The 24,121-nt window shown below is 60.1% G+C and carries 21 protein-coding genes and 1 pseudogene; 2 read left to right on the plus strand and 20 right to left on the minus strand.

Annotated features, from left to right (window positions below; translation table 11 throughout):
• Nucleotides 1-102 precede the first annotated feature (102 nt).
• The 7 genes from HY308_07290 to bioF all read right to left on the minus strand — a co-directional run bounded on the left by HY308_07290 (nucleotide 103) and on the right by bioF (nucleotide 6,597).
• Entirely contained in the window at nucleotides 103-438 is a 336-nt protein-coding gene (locus HY308_07290; GenBank protein ID MBI3898085.1) for a type VI secretion system tube protein Hcp, read from the minus strand.
• Between the two features lie 605 nt (nucleotides 439-1,043).
• Entirely contained in the window at nucleotides 1,044-1,904 is an 861-nt protein-coding gene (locus HY308_07295; GenBank protein ID MBI3898086.1) for a glycosyltransferase family 2 protein, read from the minus strand.
• Nucleotides 1,905-2,078: 174 nt separating this feature from the next.
• Nucleotides 2,079-3,032: an FkbM family methyltransferase gene (locus HY308_07300; protein ID MBI3898087.1), complete on the minus strand. Its 954-nt coding sequence runs from the start codon at nucleotides 3,030-3,032 to the stop codon at nucleotides 2,079-2,081.
• A 75-nt stretch (nucleotides 3,033-3,107) separates the two neighbouring features.
• Entirely contained in the window at nucleotides 3,108-3,788 is a 681-nt protein-coding gene (bioD, locus tag HY308_07305) for a dethiobiotin synthase (protein ID MBI3898088.1), read from the minus strand.
• Nucleotides 3,785-4,654, minus strand: coding sequence for a malonyl-ACP O-methyltransferase BioC (gene bioC / locus HY308_07310; GenBank protein ID MBI3898089.1), 870 nt, complete (start codon nucleotides 4,652-4,654; stop codon nucleotides 3,785-3,787). Before bioC ends, bioD begins: the two co-directional genes overlap by 4 nt.
• 16 nt (nucleotides 4,655-4,670) lie before the next feature.
• Complete coding sequence (gene bioH / locus HY308_07315; protein ID MBI3898090.1) at nucleotides 4,671-5,435, minus strand: pimeloyl-ACP methyl ester esterase BioH; 765 nt, start codon at nucleotides 5,433-5,435, stop codon at nucleotides 4,671-4,673.
• Nucleotides 5,422-6,597, minus strand: coding sequence for an 8-amino-7-oxononanoate synthase (bioF, locus tag HY308_07320; GenBank protein MBI3898091.1), 1,176 nt, complete (start codon nucleotides 6,595-6,597; stop codon nucleotides 5,422-5,424). Before bioF ends, bioH begins: the two co-directional genes overlap by 14 nt.
• 79 nt (nucleotides 6,598-6,676) lie before the next feature.
• On the opposite strand from bioF, the gene HY308_07325 reads away from it, so the two are divergent.
• On the plus strand, nucleotides 6,677-7,378 hold the full coding sequence (locus tag HY308_07325; protein MBI3898092.1) for a ComF family protein: 702 nt from the start codon (nucleotides 6,677-6,679) through the stop codon (nucleotides 7,376-7,378).
• A gap of 609 nt (nucleotides 7,379-7,987) precedes the next feature.
• On the opposite strand, the gene HY308_07330 is transcribed toward HY308_07325, so the two are convergent.
• The 13 genes from HY308_07330 to HY308_07390 form a co-directional block, all read right to left on the minus strand.
• Entirely contained in the window at nucleotides 7,988-9,169 is a 1,182-nt protein-coding gene (locus HY308_07330) for a tetratricopeptide repeat protein (GenBank protein ID MBI3898093.1), read from the minus strand.
• Nucleotides 9,166-10,080: an AAA family ATPase gene (locus HY308_07335; GenBank protein MBI3898094.1), complete on the minus strand. Its 915-nt coding sequence runs from the start codon at nucleotides 10,078-10,080 to the stop codon at nucleotides 9,166-9,168. Before HY308_07335 ends, HY308_07330 begins: the two co-directional genes overlap by 4 nt.
• 15 nt (nucleotides 10,081-10,095) lie before the next feature.
• Complete coding sequence (gene mshL / locus HY308_07340) at nucleotides 10,096-11,736, minus strand: pilus (MSHA type) biogenesis protein MshL (GenBank protein ID MBI3898095.1); 1,641 nt, start codon at nucleotides 11,734-11,736, stop codon at nucleotides 10,096-10,098.
• 17 nt (nucleotides 11,737-11,753) lie between these two features.
• The gene (locus tag HY308_07345) at nucleotides 11,754-12,110 is read right to left on the minus strand and encodes an MSHA biogenesis protein MshK (protein ID MBI3898096.1); all 357 of its coding nucleotides are present in this window, start codon (nucleotides 12,108-12,110) and stop codon (nucleotides 11,754-11,756) included.
• Entirely contained in the window at nucleotides 12,107-12,790 is a 684-nt protein-coding gene (locus tag HY308_07350; protein MBI3898097.1) for a hypothetical protein, read from the minus strand. Before HY308_07350 ends, HY308_07345 begins: the two co-directional genes overlap by 4 nt.
• Entirely contained in the window at nucleotides 12,790-13,419 is a 630-nt protein-coding gene (locus HY308_07355; GenBank protein MBI3898098.1) for a fimbrial assembly protein, read from the minus strand. Before HY308_07355 ends, HY308_07350 begins: the two co-directional genes overlap by 1 nt.
• Nucleotides 13,416-14,354, minus strand: a complete 939-nt coding sequence (gene pilM, locus HY308_07360; GenBank protein ID MBI3898099.1) for a pilus assembly protein PilM — start codon at nucleotides 14,352-14,354, stop codon at nucleotides 13,416-13,418. The genes HY308_07355 and pilM overlap by 4 nt, the downstream gene beginning before the upstream one ends.
• A 257-nt stretch (nucleotides 14,355-14,611) precedes the next feature.
• Entirely contained in the window at nucleotides 14,612-20,419 is a 5,808-nt protein-coding gene (locus tag HY308_07365) for a hypothetical protein (GenBank protein MBI3898100.1), read from the minus strand.
• A gap of 173 nt (nucleotides 20,420-20,592) precedes the next feature.
• Complete coding sequence (locus HY308_07370; GenBank protein MBI3898101.1) at nucleotides 20,593-20,784, minus strand: hypothetical protein; 192 nt, start codon at nucleotides 20,782-20,784, stop codon at nucleotides 20,593-20,595.
• Nucleotides 20,785-20,940: 156 nt separating this feature from the next.
• Nucleotides 20,941-21,369 carry a pilus assembly protein MshP gene (locus tag HY308_07375; GenBank protein ID MBI3898102.1) on the minus strand — a complete coding sequence of 143 codons (429 nt, stop codon included), beginning with the start codon at nucleotides 21,367-21,369 and terminating at the stop codon, nucleotides 20,941-20,943.
• Nucleotides 21,366-22,304, minus strand: a complete 939-nt coding sequence (locus HY308_07380; GenBank protein MBI3898103.1) for a type II secretion system protein — start codon at nucleotides 22,302-22,304, stop codon at nucleotides 21,366-21,368. Before HY308_07380 ends, HY308_07375 begins: the two co-directional genes overlap by 4 nt.
• Nucleotide 22,305: 1 nt before the next feature.
• Nucleotides 22,306-22,839, minus strand: a complete 534-nt coding sequence (locus HY308_07385; protein MBI3898104.1) for a prepilin-type N-terminal cleavage/methylation domain-containing protein — start codon at nucleotides 22,837-22,839, stop codon at nucleotides 22,306-22,308.
• Nucleotides 22,836-23,321 carry a type II secretion system protein gene (locus tag HY308_07390; protein ID MBI3898105.1) on the minus strand — a complete coding sequence of 162 codons (486 nt, stop codon included), beginning with the start codon at nucleotides 23,319-23,321 and terminating at the stop codon, nucleotides 22,836-22,838. The genes HY308_07385 and HY308_07390 overlap by 4 nt, the downstream gene beginning before the upstream one ends.
• A 318-nt stretch (nucleotides 23,322-23,639) precedes the next feature.
• Between HY308_07390 and HY308_07395 the strand changes: the two are divergent.
• Nucleotides 23,640-24,070: pseudogene (locus HY308_07395) on the plus strand (DUF1338 family protein).
• The last annotated feature ends 51 nt before the right edge of the window (nucleotides 24,071-24,121 follow it).

Consider the following 24,121-nt stretch of genomic DNA (forward strand, 5'->3'; position numbering starts at 1 on the left):
CCATGACGGCGCTTCGTTACATTGTTAGGATCGCTACTTGATTCAGATCCCTAGCTTCACCGGGTGACACCGGTGGTTTTCTCCCTCCTTGGGAAAACAACTTCACGACACAGCCTCGTGTCGCACCAGTTTGTACTCCATATACACGTCAGCGCCCGATCCTGTGCCGGTTTTGGTCAGCCTCAGAATGACGTTCTTTCCCGTTCCACAACACGCTTCCAAGAACAATTTCGGTGTCGATGAATCCATCCACTTGTGGATTTTTAAGTCACTGATGCGAGCGTTGGTTGACTCGCGGTCTCGCTGGGTCGAGGTGGCCGACGTGATCTGACGGCTTGAGCCCCACTCGAATTCTAAGATCGGAATCCAGTTTTTATGTCCGGCGGCATCGCTGGCGTTTCCCTGCGTGATGCCCGAATAAAACATGAACATCGACATTTCGTTTTCTCCTTAGCGGTCGCCACAGCGAGTCGTCGACATGGGCGACGCGGCGTTGTCTATCCTTAATTGTTGACAGCAAGCCGACGGGCGGCGAAACCGTACCCCTGTCGACTGCCGATGGTGGAGGGTTAGTGGAACCCAACGGTGATGGAGCCGTGTTTGATGAAATTGCCGATACGGGCGGCGGGTTTTTCCATGGGTCGTGTTCTCCCGAAATAATTTTTAGACGAGTAGTTATGAACCGCGCATGCGGGTCGCGACTGGCACTGCTCGGAGATGAACGAGTAACTCGGTGTGATTATCTGCATGGCCTTCCTCCCTGGTGTCCGTGGCTGGTTCTTTTTAGTAATGCTTGCGCAATTCTATCGGCGAATTTTTCGGAATGTTTTGCAACTTGTGCCCAGCTGTCGGGCGAAAGACACCGCCGCGCTGAACATTGCCGGGTGTTCACAGAACGTGAAACTCGGTTAGCAAACGGCCGCTGCTATCGCATTTTCCGAAGACTTGTAAGGCACGTCGATACCACTTTCATGGTGGCCGCCTCTCGGCGTTTACGACGCATGAACGCCGTTGGAAAGGATTGTGTTTGCGCCACGAAACGATCAAAGGGCCCACACCCGATATTTAATGGATCCATAGAGTCGACCGGTACGCCAGCCGAGTTCCCAAAGATAGCGCCCGCGGGTGTTAGGATCCAGCAAGGCCGGGAATTCCCTCACCAGCCAAATCCAGCAACTGATGACTCGTTTGCGACTCTGCCTTTTAAGGCCATGGAGTCGATAGCGCTTATACAATGCCACATCGTACTCTGCGTACTTGCGTGCCTGCCGCAGTAGCCGGCGAACAGAACTGCGATAGCGTACGTGCAATATCGCGTTGGGCAGCGGCGTCAACGGCACACCGCTTAGTTGAATCTTCCAACAAAAATCGATGTCGAACATGACGAGCAGTTTCTCGTCGAATCCGCCAACGGCGTCGAACACGGCGCGCTGTACACCCATGTTGCCGCAGCCGGCATGCGGTAAGAACGGGGGTTCGTACTTCTGAATGCCTTCGGGTTGGGGATTACGCCGATTGCGTGACAAGGGCGTGTTGTTGAGGCGCTCGACCTCGAACGGGCCGGAGACGAAGGCATTTTGCTTGAGCCCTTCGCCCATCGCTGCCACCCATCCGTCGGCAACGATGTCATCGGCATCACAAAAGGCGATGGCGGAACTACGGGCAGCGCGCACACCTTCATTCATGGCATGCGCCGCTCCTTGCCGGGCAAAGGCATTGACGGTGCGTAAGTTTGGTAGGCGATCGCGATAGCGGTCAACAACAACCATCGATTGATCGGTGCATCGGTTGTTGACGACGATCACTTCCCACGGTTCCGACCAACGCTGCTGGGCCAATGACTCAAGCTGTTCGCCGAGCGTGGTCTCGGCGTTATAGCAGGCAATCACAACACTCAGATTCAAGCGACACTTCCCTCATTTTTATTTTTAGTATGCCCGCTTGTGCTGCTGTTTATGTTGCTAGCAAGAAAGACGCACTGGATAGCCGCCGCCTTTTTCATTTCACCCCGATTACATGGAATCGATACGGATGTCTATAAATGCGGCAGCGTGGGCGCGCTACCGTCGGTTACTCGTTCATAGCGCCGCAGCGCTGATACGAGAAAATACCAGATCGCATTCCTCGGAAATTTCCTCCACATTCCAAATGCGCTGCGGACGCGCCGGTCGTCGCGCTCGGGCATAGGCATGCGCCCCGTAGTCGTTGGTGATGCGATACACATTGAAACCTTCGTCGGCCAACATCGGCACAATCGCCATCGCCGACTCGGCCGCCGTCGGCGATCCTTTAGGACCACCGCCAACTTCGATCACGATTTCGAGCTCCGGCCGTGCGGCCGGCAACAGCGGCAACATTCCTTTGACCACGCCGATTTCGGCGCCCTCGACATCGATCTTGATCACGCGCGCACGCGCGATGTCGTCGGGCGTCAGCAACTCGTGCAACGGCCGCGCATCGACAACACCTTCGTCCTCGAATCCGATATCGTCATAGGTCGAACTGGCGCCAAGATTGAATGCCGGCGCGCGGAACAAACGCAGCGTGCCGCTGACGGCGGCGGCGGCACAGTGCAGCGCACGAATATTGCTCGCCGAGTTGAGCGAAATATTGGCGCGCAACTGCTCGAATATGCTGGGCGACGCTTCAATCGCGACCACGCGGCCGCGATCGCCGATAACCGTCGAGGCCAACAATGAGTAGTAGCCAATGTTCGCACCGACATCGATGAAGACATCGTCGCGCTTAAGACGGTCGATGAACCAGCTCGTCAGGTTCGGCTCCCAACGGCCATACAGAAAAACGTAGCGTTGCACGATGTCGCGCGTTTCGCCGGCGATGAGACAACCGAATTGAGTGCGGGCGATAAAACGATGTGCCTGGTGCCGAAAAAACCGGTTCACACGTTCGTTGATTTCCGACAACACCAGCGTTCGCGGCGAATAGCGAACATAACGACGAAGAAGGTCCCAGACCCATGGCTTTTGCGCGAGCGTCTGTCTCGCAAGCTGTTTAAAGGCAGTAGTTACCATGCGCCCTCCCCGCTGGTCGCTTGTGACTTATCTCAACCAGTGTACGACGCGGCGCAAAATAAAATTAATCGGGAATTACCCGAGCAGCTGCGACACCATCGCCACACCTTCGGTACGCCATTTAGTGCCGGCGGGTTGATGCCCGACAATAGTTAGCGGAGGAGTACCAAGATAATGACTAAGGGCGGTGATAGTTTCACCACCGCTGTCGAACATGGGATCGAGCTGATTGGCAACCCAACCGGCGAAGGCACAACCATCACCGCGAATCGCCCCGGCGGTTAGCAGCGCATGGTTGATACAGCCCAAACGCACGCCGACGACGAGCACCACCGGCAAGCCGATCACGCGCGCGATGTCGCTCATATAAAGAGTGCTATCGAACGGCACCCGCCAGCCACCCACGCCTTCCACCACCAGCCAGTCGGCAGCCGCCGCCAACCGCTCGAAGTGCTGCTGCACCACTTGCGCCTGCATCGTCACCCCGATGCGTTCGGCCGCTACATGCGGTGCGATCGGCGGCAAAAACGCGTAAGGATTAACATCGCGGTAGTCGGCCATGAATGCCGATGCCGCTTGCAAGCGCTCGGCATCGTCCGACCGCAAGCCGGCGGCCGTCTGCCGGCAACCACTCGCCACCGGCTTCATACCAACAGCCCGCCGGCCGCTCGCCACCAGCGCACATAACAACGCTTCGGCGACTTGGGTCTTACCGACACCGGTGCCGGTGCCGGTCACAAACCAGCCGCCGATCATCGCCGCCGCCGAATTTGGCTAAGCGGAATCGTCGCGGTCGCGCCGTGGCGCTGCAAGCGCACCGCCGGTACCCAAGCATGGCCGTACACGACTTCATACGTCGCTGGAATACGCCCGTCTTGCGCCATCGCTTCGTAGGCCATACGAAAGCGCCGAAAGCGATCGCGCCCGGTTAGACCGCGCGACCGAGTGCGCTGCGCATTGCCGGCACCGATCGCCTTGAGATCGCCTAACACCCCGTCGACATCGGCATACGTAAGCGTGTAGTGCTCGACGTCCATTACCGGATCGGCAAAACCGGCGCGCACCAGAGCATCGCCGAGATCATGCATATCGAGAAAGCCGTGCACGTGGCCGGCGTTATCGATTCCGCGCCAGGCCGCTTTCAACTCGCGCAAGGTATCGGGACCGAAGGTGGTGAACATCAGCAATCCACTCGGCGCCAACACCCGCAGGAACTCGGCCAGCGCCGCTGCCGGATCGCACCATTGCAACATGAGGTTCGACCACACCATATCGAACGCTTCGCCGGCGAACGGCAAACGTTCGGCATCGGCACAAACGAAACGCTTTTGACCGAACCAACCGGTCGCACGCCGTGCTTGCGCCGTCATCGCCTGCGCCAGATCGACGCCGGTAAGCGATGCCGACCGATAACGGCGCGCCAGCGTGCGTGTGCCATAGCCGGTGCCGCAACCGGCGTCGAGAATACGTGCCGGCGGATGCTTGATCGCATCGAGCCGCGTCAACATGTTGTCCGCTACTTGCCGTTGCAACACCGCCGCCGCCTCATAGGTCACGGCAGCGCGCTCGAAGTGCGCGCGCAAATGGCGCTTATTAAGGACGAACGGCGACGGTGCCGGCATGTCAGGGAGCGAACGCTCAGTCATTCAAAAATTTCTCGATAGTTTCGATAAATTTATCGGCCTGCGACAGGAATGGCGCATGCCCGGCATCGGCAAAACGCTGCAGCCGCGCCCGCGGTAACGTGCGCACCAGATAATCGCCGGTCGAGATCGGCGTTAGCCGATCCTCCGCACCGTGCATCACCAGCGTCGGCACATCGATGCGCGACAACGCGGCACGCAGATCGGCCGTCTGCAAGATCGCCAAACCCGCGCGCAACGCGGCCAACGCCGGCGCACCGTGTTGCATCAATGCGCGGCGTAACTGGCGCAAACCGGCGCGCTCGGCATCGCTACTACCGAATTGCAAACTCAAAAACCGTCGCAAGGTGCGCGCGCTATCGACTTCGATGTCGCGCTTGAATTCAGCGAACACTTCCGGCGCCATGCCGTGTGGCCAATCATCGCTGCATACGAAATGCGGCGTAGCGGCGACGAGCACGAGCCGTGCAATTGCCTCGGGGCGCTGCAACGCTGCTGCCATCGCCGCCAGACCGCCTAACGACCAGCCGACCCAAACTGCGCGTGGCGGACATACCGCGAGCAATGCATCGACCAAGGTTGGCAACGTGAACGGTTGTTGCGGCATCGGGCTGCGACCATGGCCCGGTAAATCGACCCTCGTGACGCGAAAGCGATGGGCAAGTCGCTCGGCCACCGACGACCACACCCCGCCGTGCAATCCCCAGCCGTGAACCAACACGACGTCGGCGCCCGCACCTTGCTGCTCAATGTGCAACATCGTCGCTCGACATAAACTGCGCGAGCGCTTCCAGCAAACGGTCGACATGCGCGTCGTCGTGAGCACTGGAGAAGGTAATGCGCAAGCGCGCCGCGCCTGCCGGCACCGTCGGCGGCCGAATGGCCGGCACCCAGATACCGGAAGCACGCAAGTGCGCGGCCACGGCCAGCGCCCGATTGGCACTACCTAAGATCAACGGCTGGATCGGTGTATCACTCGGCGCGAGCGCGAAACCGAGCTCGCTAGCGCCACGGCGGAATCGCGCGACCAATTCCCGCAGCCGCGTCCGCCGCCACGGTTCGCTTTGCACCAGCTTCAAGCTAGCGCGCGTAGCTTCGGCGACTGCCGGCGGCAGCGCAGTAGTATAGGTATAGGTACGCGCCTGCTGGATCAGTGTCTCGATTAATACCGCATCGCCAGCAACGAATGCCCCGAATGTCCCCATGGCTTTACCGAGCGTATCCATCAAGATGACAGGCGACTTTATCGCCAGCCCAAAGTGCTCGAACGACCCCCGTCCATGAGCACCAAGTACCCCCAGACCGTGCGCGTCGTCGGCCAATAAGTAAGCACCGTGGTCCTGTGCAAGCTGCAGTAACGCCGGCAACGGTGCGAGATCGCCGTCCATGCTGAAGACGGCGTCGGTGGTAATCAGCTTTGTACCGCCGGGCTGCTGCTCTAACGCGCCGCGCAGTTGATCGGAATCGACATGCGGATATCGCTTCACCCGCGCCCGCGCTAGCCGGGCAGCATCGATCAATGAGGCATGGTTGAGCCGGTCCTCGTAAATGGGGTCGTGCCGCTGCATTAAAGCGGTAACGACACCAAGATTGGCCATGTATCCGGTAGAAAACAGGAGTGTACGCTCACTTCCAACGAAGTCGGCCAGCTCCTCTTCGAGCGCCGCATGCGCCCGGCTATGGCCACTAACGAGATGGGACGCACCCGCGCCGACGCCGTACTGGGCAGCTCCCCGTTGGAACGCCGCAATGACATCCGGATGCGTCGCCAGTCCGAGGTAGTCGTTGCTACAGAACGCCAATAAGCGTTCATTGCCAAGTTGCAGCTCCACCCCGGGCGACTCGACGGTCAGGCGCGTACGATAAAGCCCTTGCGCCCGGCGCTCGTCTAAATAGGCTTCGAGGTCCCTCGGATTCGACATTCGGTTAAAGTCTCAATAACCGCCAACGAGGCGGGCGCTCAGTTTAGAGCCAGGGATTTCACAGTCAACGGAAAAAATTGTGCTGGTTTACAATCGCTTAAAATATTTGCAGGAATGGCTGCTACCAAAGACCTGCCCGCTTTGCAGCCAATCGATTTCACGCGCGCGCGATCTCTGTGACGGTTGCACAAATACGTTACCGACACTCAGCACTCATTGCCCACGTTGCGCAACACCCTACGATCCACCAATCGATAATTCCAACGCCTGCGGCCGCTGCCAACAAGACACACCCGCCTACACACGCGTGCTCGCTCCATTTCGCTATGCACCCCCCATCGACCGCTTAATCCAAGGCGCTAAATACAACGGCCGCCTCGACTGGGCCGCCCTCCTCGGCCGCTACCTCAACGAGCACATCGCCGCTAACGCCAGCGAGATCGACGCTATCGTTCCCGTACCCTTGCACCGCACACGTTTACGTTCGCGCGGTTACAATCAATCGTTGGAACTCGCGCGCCCACTCGCCAAGGCCCTCCGCCTACCCCTCCGACGCAACATCAAACGCATCCGCGCAACTCGTCCGCAGATCGAATTGAAATTCAACGAGCGTGAAAAAAACGTACGTGATGCATTCGCCGTCGACGGATCATTAGACGGACTGCGCTTGGCGATAGTGGACGATGTGATGACATCAGGCGCTACTGCTAACGCACTTGCGCGTTGTTTGCTGAGAGCAGGTGCGAACCGTATTGAGGTGTGGGTGGTGGCGCGAGCGTAATTGATTAGGCGAACACAACCGCCCCCACCCTAACCATTCCCGCCCAGCGCGCGCGACTTCAGCGCGCCCGTTCAGCGGCGTGAGTGTCCACCGGACACTCACGAAAACTCCGCCTCACCCCCCGCTTCGCAGGGGAGGGGATGAAAAGCAAAAGCAAAAACGACTAGGCCATCAGTGACTCCCTACACGCGCCGCCACCGATCCATTCCCTCCCCCGCCACAGCGGGGGAGGGCTAGGGAGGGGGGTGAGTTAAATGGGTTTTTGCAGTTGTTGTTGCTGTTAATCCCCGTGTGGCGCATTCCGAGCATCGCAACTTTTGGCCTCGAGCGCGCAGGAAGCGCGCGGTCTGGCTCAGTACAGGGATGTACTGTGCCAGACATAGTTAGTGAGCCAAAAGTGAGAAGCGCAGGAAGGTTTTGCGCCACCCCGGGGGGTGCTTTCTTTTGGTGACTTTTCGGGTGCTGTACAGGGACGTACGAATGTCGCGAGCGCAGGATGCGCAGGAGCGACCACCCGCAAAGAAAAGTAACCCTGGGTTGCGGGGCGGAGCATCCCGCTGCTTATATTTATTACATCGACCATCATCGCCCCAACGGGGCGATTCAACCCTATCGATCTTTAAGCGCCACAATCCGCTGCTCAGCATACCGCGCCAACGGCGCCGTCAACCCACCACTGTCTTTGGCGCGCTGATACGCCTCGGCCGCCGCCTGCCACTGCTGCGTCCCTTCAAGCGAAATACCGAAGCTCACCCACGAACGCCCATCGCCCGGCCGCTGCGCCAACACGTGCTCAAATGCCTTGAGCGCATCGCCATGGCGAGCGGCACGCTGATACAGCGTACCGAGAAACGAATAAAAATCGGCATCGTTACCGGCAGCAGACACCGCACTCTCCATTACCGTCAACGCCTTAGCATCGGCACCGCGCTCGACATAGACCCGCGCCAGCAGCCGCGCAAAGAGCGGATGCTTCGGCACCTGCTCCAACCCCTGCTCCAGCAACCGCTGCGCGTCCTGCCAGTGACCCGTTTGCAACGCCACACCGGCGGCAAGCTCGCGCGCTTTAATATGAGTCGGCTGCGCCGCTAACGCGTCGCGCAAATAACGCGTCGCCTCGTCGCCGCGACCTTGATCGAGCAATCGCACGGCCTGCCGATAGCCGGCTTCGGCCCGCTCCTCAGCCGTCAGCGGCCGAACTTTCTTATCGACGACGCCAATTTCTTCCGCGTCCGGTTCAGCGGCGGCAACGCGCGGCGTTGCCACTCGTTTCTCTTTGCGTGCGGCGGGCACAACCGCGGGTTCGGCAGGCGCGGCCGTCATCGACTCAACCGCTATCGGCACTTCAACCGGCGCTGCCGCTTCGACGGCTGACGTTTCCACCACCGCTGCTACAACTTCCGGTGTCGGTTCCGGCGCGGCCACCGCTACCGTCACGAGCACGGGCGGCGGCTCGGCAACAGCTGGAGCTACCGGCACCGGCATTGCCTGAACTGTCGGCGCTGGTGCCGCGCTGGCGGCAACTTTCGCTATCGGCGCAACCGGCGGCGACATTGGCACAGCGGCTGTCATCGGCGGTGCGGTAATACCGATACCGAAATACCCAGCTCCGAAATACAACGCCACTGCCACCGCCGCCACCGCACCAAGCACCGTCAATAAACGGCGCGCACTTTGGCGCTGCGCGGATCGAACCGGGCGCAAATCCTGATAAACCCCTTTGGCATGGGTCGGCGCGGCATCCTGCTGCCGCGTCTCCAGATCCTGCAACATCTTATTGATAACGCTCATAGCCAACTGCTCCACACCAGCACGGCAACACCCAGTAGCGCCACCGGCGTCAATCCTAGAATGTAACGCAGCAAGCGCGACCGCAGCCGCTTACGAAAACCGATCGATTCGGTGTCAGCGATCGCGAGCCGTACGTGCGCATCGCCGATCTCGCGCACGCCCTCCCCGAACGCCGCCATCAGCGCCTTGTGCGCCAAAATATTGATCAACCGCGGTACGCCGTCGCTGGCACGATGTAATCGCTTGACCGCCGCCTTGGCAAACACGCGCGGCCCGCGGTAACCGGCGATCGTCAATCGATGCGCTAAATAAAATTCGACATCGCTCAAGTCGAGCGGTCGCAGTCGGCAGGAAAACGTGACGCGCTGCTTCAATTGCCGGATCGCCGGATTGTCGAGTTTGACGTCGAGCTCTGGCTGGCCGAACAACACCACCTGCAGCAACTTGCGGCGTTCGGTTTCGAGGTTGGTCAACAAGCGAATCGCTTCGAGCGTCTCGACCGGCATCGCTTGCGCTTCGTCGAGACAAAGCACGACGCGCCGATGCTCGGCATAACTGTCGATCAGGAATTTCGTCAACAACTTGAGCAACTGATGCTGATTGATCTGCGACGAGTAAGAAATACCGAGCTCGTCGGCGACCGCCAGCAACAGCGTGTTCGGCCCCAGGTATGGATTCGGGATATAAGCGGTGATGTAGCTTTCGCGATCGAGCGCGTCGAGGAACTTGCGGCACAAAATCGTCTTGCCGGTACCGACCTCGCCGACGACTTTGATGAAACCTTCGCCGCTGCGCACGGCGACCAGCAACGTATTCAACGCCTCCTGGTGCGAAGAGTGAGCGAAATAAAAACTGGTGTCGGGCGTGATCGTAAAAGGAGACTCACGTAACCCGAAATGTTCTTGGTACATTCGTCTCCGCCCTGATCAGCTTCCTAGCTTGATCTTCTTGATGCGCTCTTGCGCATCCTTGACCTCGTTGCCCCACTGGTCGGGAGTGTTGATGATCGTCGGCTTCAACAGGATCACCAGTTCGCGCTTCACGCGCGTGATCTTCTTGTGCTTGAACAGATTGCCGAGCACCGGAATGTCGCCGAGCAACGGCACCGAGGCGTTGTCTTCGGTGCTCGCTTCCTTCATCAGGCCACCGATGACGATGATCTGCGAGCTCTGCGCGCGAACGATATTGTCGGATTCTTGAATTGCGCTGGAGGCGAGCGGCAGGACGAAGCCCTCGCCGCTGATGGTGACGGTCTTGTTCTTTTCAGTCACCGTGCTTACCGACGGATGGATATGCAGCACGATATTGTTGTTCTCGTCGATCTGCGGCGTCACGTCGAGTGCAATACCGGAGAAGAACGATGTCAGCTCGATCGATGGGCCCGAGGAGCTGGTCGAGCTCGAGCTGGCGCTGGTGACACTGGTGACGAAAAAGTCGTCGCCGCCGACTTTAATGACCGCCTTCTGGTTGTTGACGGTCGACACACGCGGGCTCGACAACACTTGCACCTGGCCCTGGGTTTTTAGCAGCTCGACGAAAGCGGCGAAGTTACCCGACTTCACCGCCAGACTGAAGATACCGCCGAACGCCGAGGCGTCGGTGTTACTGAACAGACTGGAAGGATCGAGATTGCCAGAATTACCGGCGATGTCGCCAAGCCAGCCGCTCGCACTGGTGGCGGTACCGCCGCCGGTCTGGCTGAACGAAGAGTTGGTACCGATTCGGGCCCAGTTGATACCGGTTTGAAACCGATCGTTAAGCTCGACTTCGATGATCTTCGCTTCCAACACAACCTGACGCTGAATGCTGGCATGGGTCGCGCCCAAATAATTCTCGACTAAGCGCAACTCGTCCGGCATCGCCCGCACGACGACGAGACCGGCCTGCGCATTGATGACAACGCGGTGATCGCCACTGCCGCCGACGATGGCCTTGAGCGTCTCGCCGAGTTCTTTCCAGAAATCGGATTGCGATTGGGTCTCGACCTCGATGTTGGAAGTACCGGTACCGCCGGAACCGCTGCCCGACGAACCGCTGGTCATGCCGCTGATATCGCCGCTCTTCACGTGCGTATCGGATTTACCTTTGCGCGTTAGGTTGAGGTAATTGACGGTGAAGATACGCGTCTGCAACTCGCGTCCGAGAATGAAGAAGCGATTGCCGTCGCGCCGATACTCGTAGCCATAGGCATCGCGCAACGCGTTCAGCGCCTCGGGTACCGTCACATTCTTGAGGTTCAACGTTACCGTGCCGCCGACATCCGGCTGCAGCACGATGTCGTACGGTGTGCCTTCGACGATGCCCATGAATACTTGACGTGCCGACGCATTCGCGACCGACAGATCGAACCGCGGCTCGACCGGCGTCGCCTGACCGCCTTCGACCGTAATCTCGAGCGGCGGCAACAGCTCTTGCGTCACGTCGCTCGGGACGCCGGTTTTTGTATCTTTCGGTTGTGCCTGTTGCAGGCTGGTGTCGATTGTGCCCCGCACCTGATCGTTCCACTGCGCTGGGTTGCTCTGGCAACCGGCCACTAAGGCCGTGGCCAGCAACCAGGCAGACAGCAGATTAGGTCTTGTTGATTTCATTCGGTCTTACCTTGTTCTTTGGCTAACTTTGGCAGCAACCGCAACGATGCCTCCCGCCCGCCACGACGCAACCGCACCTCATATGACTGAATATCGACTACCTTCGCCCCGTCGACGGTGTCGCCAATCTTTACCGTGCGGCCGCTAATCACCGCCGATCGCCGTAGCGGCGAGATCAACGTCGATTGCAGCACTGGCCCGCTCGGCGCAGCGGCAGCCGTTGTGGCCGAGGAGCCGACTGCCGGCGCGCTGTCCAATGGTCGCGTCGGATCGGATAACGTTTCTGCCAACAGCGGAACGGCAAACAGCGCCGCACTGACCGTCACCACGAATTTCGCCAGACGCCGCATCACAGACCGATCCAGCCGGGGTGCCGGCTCAAGGTATAGATCACCAGGCTCACTTTCGATACCGGGTGTTTATCCGGTTCGAGCTTTACCTCGCCCCAGAAAACTTTCCACGGCAATCCTTCAAGCGTTTTCAAGTATTCGACGATGTCGAAATAGCCGCCTTTGAATTCGACCCGCATGCCATGGCGATACACCGTCACGTCGGTCGCCGGTAATGCGTTGTTGCCGGCGGTCGCCGGCGCCGCACCATCGTCCACCGGCGTCGCCGGTAGCGCTTCGAGCTTTACCAGCTCGAGGTGCTTATTGCGCGTCAGCATTTGCTCGATAAGCTTGGCCATTTCTTTCGGCGATACGACGCCCGCCGTCATCTGGTCCATCTGCGAATCGAGCTCTTGCAGTTGCTGCGTCAGTGCCGTGATCTTCGTGCGGTTCTGCGAGTTCACATCTTTACCGTCACCGAACATCGTCGCCACTTGCTGATCGGTCGAATGGATTTCCGCTTGCTTAGCCTTGATGTCGCGTTCCAGCTTGCGTTGTTCCAAGCGCAAGGGTCCGAATACGACGTTGTAAGCGATCAGTGCCAAAACGACGACCACCGCGAAGAAAATCATGCCGCGCTCACGTACCGACATCGCATCGATGCGGTCTGCCGTCTCCTTGAAGCGAGCCTTAAGCGCATTCATTAAGATTTACCTTGATCTTTTGCCGCGCCCGTACGGAACAGAAAATCGACATAGGCACGCTCGTTCGTGGTGTCGTCCTTCTTCGGTCGCGACATCACGAATACCTGAAATTCGTGGCCGGCCATCACCGACTCCGTCGACAGCCGTTGCAAATAGCGCGGCACCTGCGCCGGATCGGCCGTGCGCCCCTGCAACTGCATGTCCTCGCCAGCGCCGACGATGGCGAACTCAGTGAGTGAAATGCCCGACACATGCTGACGGGCGAAGGCCAGGAAGTACGACGAGTAGCCGGTGGTGTTGCTGAACATGCCGTGCGTGAGCAGCTCGCGAATACGCAAGCGTGCGGTCAACTGCCGCTCCAGCTTCGTCACTTCGTCTTCGAGCACCTGGCTCTTGGCACCCGGACCGAATTGCTTCACAGCGTCGTCGAGCCGCTTGGTCGACGCCAACCACTGTTTCTCAGTCTGCTGCATATCGTCCCGCAGACCGCTTACCTGCCAGTGCATCAATCCATAAATAACGGCCACGCCGGCGAGAATCGCACCGCCCGCCTGCAGCATTGCCTGTGCGGAAAATTTCTTTTCCTGCTTGCGGAATATCGGGCGGTAGAGGTTAATTTGCTGTTTCACAGCGCCTTCTCCTCCTGCCGCAGCGCTGCACCAAGCGCCAGCAGCGCCCGGTCGCCCAATTGTTCCGTGTACGCCGGGTCGTACTGGACGACATCGGCGAGATTCATGACGTTCGCCTTGATGCTTAGGTTCTGATTCAAATGTGCCACTAGCGCCGGCAAGTCGCTCGCCGACGGCGACAACACCACCTGATCGACATGTGCTTGGCGGAAGTGACTATCGAAGTAATCGAGCGAGCGTTGGATTTCGAGCGCGATCTGGTCGAAGTACGGTGCCGGATCGTCGGCCACACGCAACGCCTCAACGCCGAGCTCCAAGCGCCGGCTCAAAAAGATTTCACCCTGACGGGTGATCGTGATCAAACCACTACGCGCCGTCAGCACCAACAGCACCACACCGCGCACGTCTTCCGGCAAGATTGAGGCGAGGTTGCGTTGCGCGAGTTCGGGAATATCGATGACGTCGAGGCCGATACCGGCGTTGTCGCACAAATTGACACGACTCTGGATAGCGGCGTTGCGCGCCGCGACGACGTACATCGGCCGAGTCTTGCTCGGAGAATTCGGCGTGGTGACGTCGAATACGTCGATGGTGGCGTCATCCACATGAAAATCGATCAGATCTTTGACGCGCCAACGCAACGCGTGACGTAACTCATCGGGCGGCACATCCGGGGCCTCGGTCAGCAATAAGGTGTATTCGGCGGGATCGAGCACGGTGGTACAACGGGCATGCTTCAAACCATGATCGGCGGCGATACGCGCCAGCACTTTCTCTTTCTCGTTGGCATCGCCCCATTCGCGAAACTCACAAGCGGTTACCTGCGGTATACGACCGGCGTCGCGCACCACGTGCACGACACTCACGCCGTCATCACGTAGCTCGATACCCGCGAGCCCGTGCGTCGTCCGCTTATTTTTCAAGAAAGAAAACATTCGTTTGTTGCTCCGTGGAAACAGCGGCGGGAACCTTACGTAAATAACTAATTTCGCTGTGTTTCCCTATAAAAAACCGGCTTTTTCAAGCGTAGCATAAGAATTACTAAGTAAAGGTCTGACGCGGATGGATTTGCTGCACGGGCGGGTTTACGGCAATCGGCCTAACACATTCACCCACAAGGCATAAAAAATCCCACGTCTACCGGCCTACCACCGCTCTATTGCAAGTCCCGTGCCGGAACCGAACAACGGCTTCAGTACCGTTCGCGGCGATAAATCTGCCGCCGGCTGCCTTTGAAGAGGCCGAAGGTGGCGCGGCCGGACGGGCTGTTGTCATACACGCCGTCGCCGTCCCAGTCATATAGCAGCCAGGCGTCGGCGACGGCGGATATATCGACGCTGCCGTCGTTACCGAAACCCGGCGCTTGGAGGAACAGATTGAAGGCGCCGTCGACCGCCGGCTCGAGGAACTGCCGGCTGACCGGCGCCGCCGCGGCGCAACCGACGCCGCTGAGGCCCGGGCTACCGCTGTCCTGGACGCAGGTTTCTACCGGCAAGGCATTGAGATTGCCTTGATAGTTCGACAGCGACAGCGTCAACGCCGTGCAATCGTCGTCGGTGTTGACCACGAACTCGTCGGTACCGCTAAGGTAGTACTGCACGCGCATCGGCACACTAAGATCGACCAACTCCGAGCCGAACGCGTTCGCAATCACGAGACGGCCGAAGCGCAGATCGGTCGTACCCGCCTGCAAGTGATCGTTGGTACCGTCGACCGGAGTCCAATCGCGATTGAGCGTTGCCGTCGACAACCGCACACCGTCGCTGTCCAGCGGCGCGATGCCGATCTGCGCGCCACTGTAGGCGCCGTCGAGCTGGTTATCGTTACGGCGGGCGACGGTGACATCGAGCTGCAGCAGATTGGTGCGACCGGCGTTGGCGCCGGTCTGCCATGCATTCGTACCGGAAACGCTGACGGTAAGGCGCGAACTGCTGTCGGGCTGCGTGTTCAATGCCGCCGTGTCGGTCAACGCGCCGTAAACCGTGGCGTCGGCCACCGTAAGCTTGGCAAAATTATTCGCCGCAGTTCCGCTGAATAAATTGTTCTGGGTCCTGATATCGGCGGAATTTTGCGCCTCGAGTTGGAACGTCAGCCGCAATGCCTCGCCAAGATAGGTGAACGGCGACGGCGTGGTACAACTCAATGCGCCGCGATTGGTCAGTACCGGCGCGCTGACGACCTCGTAGTGATCTGGCCGGAAGCGACCGATGTTCGGGCTCGTGCCCGCCGGCACTGTCAGCCCGAAGTAGCCGGCCACCGTCGGCGTCGCGGTAAAACTAAATACACCGACCTCGGACACCGTTTGGCTGATGGTATGCACACCGTTGTCCGCGGCAACGAAATCGAACGACGACGTACCGATCGATCCAGTCTGGCCGCCACTCGGCGCGACCAACGTATGTGTCAGCGGAATACCGGCCATTTGAAAATTTGGCGTCGCCGGATTGTCCGACAGATCGGTGTCGCCATCCGCGGTCCAGCACGCCGCCTTCACCGTGTGGTTGAACGCCGTGCCGGCGGTGCCGAACACCGGGCACGTGGCATCGCCGGCGACACACGACGACGCGGCATAGACCGCGAGCCCGACCGGGCTCGCCACGAACTGATCGTTGCCCAACAACACCAAACCCGCGTCGCTGCCGGCGCCGTCGTGACGTGCGCTTAATTGCATCTGCCCGGCGTCGGGATAGTTCACGGTGAAGGTCGCCTGGGCGCTGGCATCGAAGGTGAGCGCGATCGCGGTGCCCGGACTGGACGTGCCGATTGCGGTGCCGTTGACGCTCACCGCTTGCGTGCCGGTGATGGGACTGCTGTACGTCGACCAAAAGCCGACCGACTTGCTACCGCTGAACGCCGGCGCACAAGTCTCGCCGCTGTCGGTCGTCTTGACGGCGGTGATGGTGACGTCGGCCGAGGTCTTACAGGCGGTGAGATTCGGCACGTCGAAAATAAAACCGGAGTCGACGAAGGTCATGCTGCAGGTTTCGCTGGCACCGATGAAGCAGCGCGAGCCACCAGTCGGGACCGGCGAGGTACTGCCGGCGCTTAGCGTTACCGTGCCGGTCGTGGTTTGGCGCAGCTGCGCAGTGGTGCTGCCGGTGAAGGTGATGGTATCGCCGCCGACCCAGCCGGTCGGATCCAAGGTAGTCGTGACGCTGTTCGGGAACAGCGACGAGCAAATGCTGTCGGCACACGCCTGCACCGTGACCTGTTCCGGCGCGCATGTCAGCCCTTCGCCGTCGTGAGTAATGCGGATGTGATCGAAGCAGTTGCGCGATAGTTGCCGAATCAGATTGATGTGCTCTCTGGTGTAAGCGGTGCGATAGACGCGTACTTCATCGATGTTGCCGGCAAAGCCGAAGGAATTCGTATTCTCCAACGTGGCGATATTGGTCTCACCGCCAATCGATGGCGGCGTCGTATCGGTGCCGAAGGAGGTTGCGGTGAAGCTACCCGAGATCGACGTGAACAACGTGCCGCCGGTAGTGTAGACATACATCGATACCCGGCTGGTGTTAGGCGACGCCTTGAGGTCGATGGACGCGGCAACGAAGTACCAGGTGTTGTTGACCAGGGGACTTCCGGCCGGCGTGTCCAATGTGAGCACGGTGGCCTGACGGTAGAAAAACCGCAGCATGCCGCTGCCACCATCGCCCAGACTAAATCCCCAGTTGCCGTTCACCCCGCCTTCGTCGTCGATCACGATGCGTTGACCGGTCTGAGTGACATCGGTGGAACGAATCCAGGCGGTGATAGTGTAGCCACCGACGGCGGCGTTGAGATTGGGATAGCTGCTCGACAACGCGACGTAGTCTTTGTTAGTGCGATTGAAAACGCCGTAGCGGCACGTGCCCGTGGTCGGCGGCGACACGCTCGCTGTTGTCGGCTTGGTGGCGGCGAGACCCGACCCTGTGCCGGAAAAACCGCCACTGCCGTTATCCGCCGCTTCGTTCGCGGTACCGTTCCACGCCGTTTCGTCCATGCGCCATTCGCTGTACGGCGACGTCGACGGCAGCGCGACGTTGCCGATGGCGAACACATCGCTGGTGATGCTGGCGATGCCGGTGGCGATCGCGGTTGTGGCCGTCGGTGTGCCGCTGATAGCCGGGTAATTCCAGACACCGCTCGACTTCTGCGCGATCACGAAACTCGCTGGCGTTGCACCACCGTCGACGTCGCCGGCGATGTTGCCGTAGGTAAACGTCGGGCTGTAGTTAGTGTATGTCGCCGTGAGCGGCGCTAACGTCCAATAACGATTGACGCTGGCGGCAGCATCGATGCCCGAGAGATTCGCAGTGGTATCCGCGTGATCGTCGGCGGCAGTCGGCGTCGTTACCTGAAAATTTCCGGCGACGGCACCGGCAAAGGTGATGCTGACCGGCGCGTACGCCGGCGACGCCGTTTCTGTTCCTACCTCCCAGCTCACGGTCGGCGCACCCACCGGCACGTTCTTCACGAGATTGCCGACGACGAAGCAGTTCGTCGTCGTCGCCGCACAGCCAGCGCGACTGACTGAGCCGGCGGAACCGACGGTCAACAAATTACTCGCGCCGGTGCCGAGACGGCCGTTGCTCAAGGTCAGTATCCCGTTCACCGTCGCGTGATGGGTCGCACCAGTCAGCGTCAAACCGCTTGCGTTGTTGAGCGTGAAATTGTTGAAGGTCGTGGTGCCGGCGGCGGTCCCACTCAAGGTCTGTGCGGCGCTGCCGTTGAAGTTGAACGTGCTGGTGTTGGCGGTGAACGTGCCGTCTTTGGTGAAATCGCCGGCGACGTTGTGGGTGAAAGTCGCAGCGGTAAAACTGGTGCCGGTGCCGATGGTGAAATCGTCACCGACCGTTAACGCCTGCGCGGCGGTCGTGGTCGCCGTGCCCGACAGGGTGAAGTCGTCGCTGATCGTCCTCACCGTCGCCGGCATCGTCTTGATACCGCTACCGCTCAATGTCAGGTCGTAGTACGTTGCTGGCGCGCCCGCCGGCAACTTCACCGTTTGTGCGGCACCGTTGTAGTTGACAGTGTTGCCGGCGGCGGAGGCGTTCAGCGTTCCGGTCGCGAGCATGGCACCGGCGACGTTGAGCGTGGAGTTCGCGGCATTGGTCCAAATCGACGTCGCCGCGTTGGCGCCGGTGATCGCACCCACCGCGGTCACGGTGCCGTTGTTAGTGACCGTCACCGCCGCGGAAATCGCCAGCGTCCCGTTCGCATTCAATGTGGTGTTGTTGGTCAAGCCGCCGGCGGTAACCGACAGCGTGCCGGTCACCGTGGTCGTGGTGTTGTTGATGCGAGCAGCGCTTACGGTCACGGCGCCACCGAACGACAAGCCGTTGGTGCCCGCCCAGACGGCATTTGCCGTCGTTTGGAACGTGTACGTGCCGGTACCGGCGGTAAACGTCCCATCGTTGGTCAGGTCGTTTCGCATCGCGATCGCGCGGTTGATTACGTTGTCCCAAGTGCCACCGTTGTTGATAGTCACCGCGCCGATGAAGGTGCGCGCGCCGGTCGTGGTCGTGTGCGTGAGCGTGCCGCTGATGCTGGTGGCGCCGGTCACGGTCGTGGCGTTCGCGAGATTCAACGTGCCCATTTGCACCGTGAGTGTCGCGCCGACAGTCATCGTGCCGGTCGCCGTTACGGCACCGGCACCTTTGTTTACCGTGAGGCTATTGGTGACGGTGAGGGTGCCGGCGAAGGCGATAGCGGCGGCGCCGGTCAATTGCGCCGTCGCCGCGGAAAACGTTTGCACCGCGGTTCCGGAAGTGAACGTGCCGTCGTTCGCGAGATTGCCGCCGAAGCTGACCGCTTCATTGGCAGAGTTGTTCCAAGTACCGGTGCTACTGATGCTGACGTTGCCGGTAAAGGTCTTGGTACCGGTGGTCGAGCTGATGTTGAGCGTGCCGTCGACGCTGGTGGTTCCGGTCACGCCGGCGGTGTTCGCTAAGTTGACCGTACCCGACGGTATCGAAAGATTGTTACTGACACTCAGCGTGCCATTGAATGTGATCGCCGACGTTCCGACCAATTGCGCGGTGGCGGCAGTGAACGTTTGCGTGCCGGTGCCGGAGGTGAACGTTCCGTTATTACTCAAATTACCGCCGAAGCCAACCGCTTCGTTGCCGGAGTTGTTCCAAGTGCCGTCAATGGTAACGTTGCCAGTGAAGGTCTTCGTGCCGGTCGCTGAGGTGATGTTCAGCGTACTGGTCACGGTAGTAGTTCCGCCCACCGCTACGGTAAACGCGCCGATCGTCAACGCGCCGGTATTGACCGTGAGCGCGCCGGCCAGAGTCGCGTTGCCGGCGAACGAGACATCGCCGGCAGTGTTATTGATTTGGATATCGTTGTACGTGGCGTAGGCGCCGATCGTTTGCGCCACAGCGCCGTTGAAGTTAAACGTGCCGTTGCCGGCGCCGGCGGTGAGCGTCCCGCCGCTACCGAAATTACCGCCGACATTGACGGTGCTGGCGCCAGCCGATGTGAACCGCGCCTGCGCAGCGGTACCACCGAAGGTGATCGAACCGGTGGTGGTGATGCTGCCGGTACTGATCGTCAGCAGCGTATTGCGCGTCGCCGTAGCGCTGCCGGTGATGGCGATGCTCGCCGCGGTGAGCGTGCCGGTGTCGACATTCAGCGTCGACGTGATGCCGCTGATGGTTACGGCATTCATGGTAACGGCGCCGGTGACGGCGAGCGTAAAGCCGTTGAAGGTAACGCCGTTAGCGGCGGCCGCGGCCGCTAACGTCAACGTATTGATCGACGGGCTGGAGTCGAGCGTGACGGTAACGCCAGAACAAATCGTTACGTCATCCGCCAACACCGGCACCGCAACGGCGCCGGCGGCGCAGCTCGTGCCCCAAGTAATAGTCGACCAGCTACCGCTGGTTCTGGCGAAACGCGCCGCCGCTTGCGCTTCCTTCGAAGCGTCCAGCAGCGACAACGCAATGCCAACGAGAATCGCCATGCCGAGCGCGGATCTCGATAGCACCGTACCTGCGGACCGTAAACGACCCATTACTCGTAGTTTCCTTTTTTCTTACAGGCATAACGCGCAACGCAGTAACGAACGCTTGCCCGCCGGTTGCGATCACCGCTCAATAGCGCTCGCGAAAATAGATGTGTCGCGGACTTCCCTTAAAGATTCCAAACGTGGCGCGCGCACTGGGATCGGATGTGCAGCTGTCGCTGCTATTGATTCAGTACCGTTCGCGACGATAAATCTGCCGCCGGTTGCCTTTTAAAGATACCGAAGGTGGCGCGACCGGATGGGCTGTCGTCATGCGCGCCGTCGCCATCCCAGTCATATAGCAGCCAGGCGTCGGCAACGGCGGATATTTCGACGCTGCCGTCGTTACCAGAACCGGGGGCCTTGAGGAACAAATTGAACCCGCCGTCGACTGCCGGCTCCTGGAAAATTCCAAACGTTGCGCAGCCGGTAGGATCGTCGTCACCAACAACAGCCGCGTGGCGATCGTCGAAAATAATTTGTCGTGCTGCATCAGTGCCACCACGGCAACGGGCTGCGGTGCGGAACTCTTACGGCGGGTTCGCGTTGGTCACGGTCGCTTCGGCCGAACGCGAAATGTAATCGGCCGTGTCGTAGCTACCGGCCGACGCGTTGCCGGTAATCACGAAAACCTTGAACGTGCCGGGATCGCTCTGCGGTTCGACGTGGCTCGACTCGGTGCAGCTCACGGTCACGGAGAAGCTGGAGGCGACCGCGAAGGTCGTGGTCACGGGACACGCGCCGGTGCTGACCGCGCGATAGATGCCCCACTCGACGCCGCTCGATGCCGCCTGGTAGCCACGCGCGCCCTGCACCGCCATGCTCACGGTCGAATGCTGCACGACCGACAGCGTCACCATGAACGTACCCAACATCGCCGTGATCACCAATACGAAAATGGCGGCGACCAGCGTGAAGCCACGTTGGCGTACGTTAGTGATTGGCGCGCAGCCGATCATGGGGCGTTATCGACGTGTACTTGTTCGAGCAGCCGCACCTGTTCGCCGGTAGCACTGTCGCGCAACGTAAGATCGAGCGTCACCACGCCGGAACGCTGGGCGACGCCGGCAACGTAGGTAAGGGTGCAGGCGGAAACGTGATTGGCAACGAGTGCCGAGGTCACGCCGCTGAGCGGCGCTATCGTCGGATCGGTCGGCTGGGTAGCGGCGATGCTGTAACTGGCGTAACGGCGCAGCTCGCCGGTGCTGGTATTGCAGATATAAGTGATCGGCATGTCGACGATGTACACGCGCTGATTCGGCGAGCGCCAACGAAAATGAAAACTACCCGTGAGCGGAATGATTTGGTGCTCATCGTTAAATGCGGTCGCATCTTGTGTGCCGTCATTTCGGATACGGAACGTGGTGACCGCCGGGTTCGTCATGACGATGGCGCCGCCGACGGCGCTAGCATCGGCGTAGGCGTCAGCGTTGGTGACACCTTGGTTATAAATCGCCAAACGCTCGGTGGTTGAGTCGAACGGCACCGTGATGTTTTGAAAAAAGCCGAGCACATTGAAACCATCGTTGTCGGCGCCGTTAGTCTTCAAGCGAAACGCGTTGGCCGCATGACTGTGACCAGCCGCCACCTGCCCCGGCCCTTCCCGATAACGCGCACCGTCGAGCGTATTCAGCATCTCGATGATTTTGCTGGTGCCGTCGATACGCACACTATTCGGCAGCGCTCGCCGAATGTCGCGGGCGACGCGCCGCAGGCTACTCTCGGCGACATCGACCAGCTCGGCGCGACTGACCTGCGCTTCGTAGCCTTGAATCGGTCGCAACAAAAACATTGCCACCGTAGCGGCGACGACACCACTGATGGCGATGACGACGACCATCTCGATCAGCGTGAAGCCGGCATTGGCCCATCGGCAAGAACGACGCCTTGTCATATCAGTAGTTCGTCCGATGACCGAGCACGACGACGTTGGTGCTGTCCGGTCCCGTGACCGTGACCTGCACGCTCAGCACCTGACAACTGGCGCCGGTGAGCTGCGTGCCACCGGTGCCCAGGGTCGCGGCGCTACTGACGGCAACGACAACGCTATACGAGCTGAGACCGGCGATCTGTGTGCCGTTCTGATCGCGCACCAATGTATCTGGCAGGCTGTTGTAGTCGCAGACGTTGTCGAACAAATCGCGCGTCGCCTCCGCCGCCGGACATACCGTGCAACCGGCAGTGCCGGGCGCGTTCGGTGACGTGCAGGCAACGGCGTTATCGGGATCGCAGAACGGTTTGGCGAGAATCTCTTCGAGATAGGCTTCGGCCACCGCCACCGCCTGGTGCTGCACGATCGGACCGCCGCTGGCGCCGGTGGTTTTGTCCATAACAACCAGAATGCCGGCGACGCCGACGCTGATGATGACGATGGAAACGATCAGCTCGACCAGCGTCGCGCCGCGCTGACGAATATTGTCGACGTTCATCGCCGCTCCACGAAACCGGTCGTCGTCCAAACCCGCATTACATGACCGCCGACGGTAATGTCGCGCGACGGCGCCGTTACCGACGCATTGCCGAGCGGCACGAACGTGAAATCGGCGACCGACGCATCCTGCGGCGTGATACTCACGCCGGAGCGCGAACGAACGAAGGCGCTGGTGGAATTCGTCGGATCAGATACCGGTGTGGCGAATGGCGCTGTGGTGCAGGTCGCGGCGCTGGCGGCATGATTGAGCGAAATCGAATTACCGCTGATGACGACGCGCACGGTACAACCCGAGGCGACCGCGAGCTTCTGCGCATAACGCACGGTCGACAACACTTCCTCGAAAAATCCGTGATCTTCGAAACCGTCGGTGCTGAAAAAACGCGGCATGCCGACCGCGGCCACGGCGCCGATGATGACCAAGGTCACGACCAACTCGACCAGCGAAAAACCGCGCTGGCAGTTAGCGTTCACGCGCACTTGCCGATCGTGCGTGCGAGAATTGTTCGTTCGTATGGAACGCATGCTGGGTGCGGCTCTAGCCAAGTGGAACCATCGGCCTTTCTCAGGCCATTTGCCGGTTAAGTGTATCGGCAAAATCAGGCCCTTGCCGCCTACTCGGCGTTGTTGAACGAGGGCGGCGACGGCTAGAGTTTTAACGAAGCTTTCGGTACCGAGACCGGCCATGAAACGCGACCCAGAAACGCTGCCGCAACTACTGCAACCGCTACTCGGCGAGCGCCGCCGCCAGCGGCTGCTCGCGCGCGTGGCGGTCCCGACTGAGCTGCTGGCGGAGCGATGACCGGCCGGGCTTATTGCCACATCGATTACCCAACGCAGCTGGCGCAATTCTTCGTCAGCGAGCTGCACCCCGAAAAATTTTCCGCACCGTTCCAACAAGCGGTAACGCGAGTGCTGTCGACCAGCCGCGATCCACTCTCCGCCGACGCCCAAGCGTCGCTGCAACAGCTGGCCGACCGCGGCGCATTGCCGTTAGCGGCAGCGTTGACGCTGATACCGGAAATGCGCGCCTGCTTCGCCTGCCAGCATGAACCACCGCGGCTCGACGATTACGAGTTGCTGTTGAACGAATCGAAAGAGATGGCCTGGATCGCGACCGAAGGTCAGGCGTACAACCATGGTACCGATCGCGTCGTCGATGTAGCTCATTGGCGGAAACGCAAAAGGCGATCGGCCGGCCGATGAAAGACGCGGTCGAAACGGTCTGACGGGGATGGATTTCCTGCACTGGCAGGTTTATGGCAATCGGCCTAACACAT

This window comes from Gammaproteobacteria bacterium (assembly GCA_016199745.1).
Taxonomy (GTDB): Bacteria; Pseudomonadota; Gammaproteobacteria; order Acidiferrobacterales; family Sulfurifustaceae; genus JACQFZ01.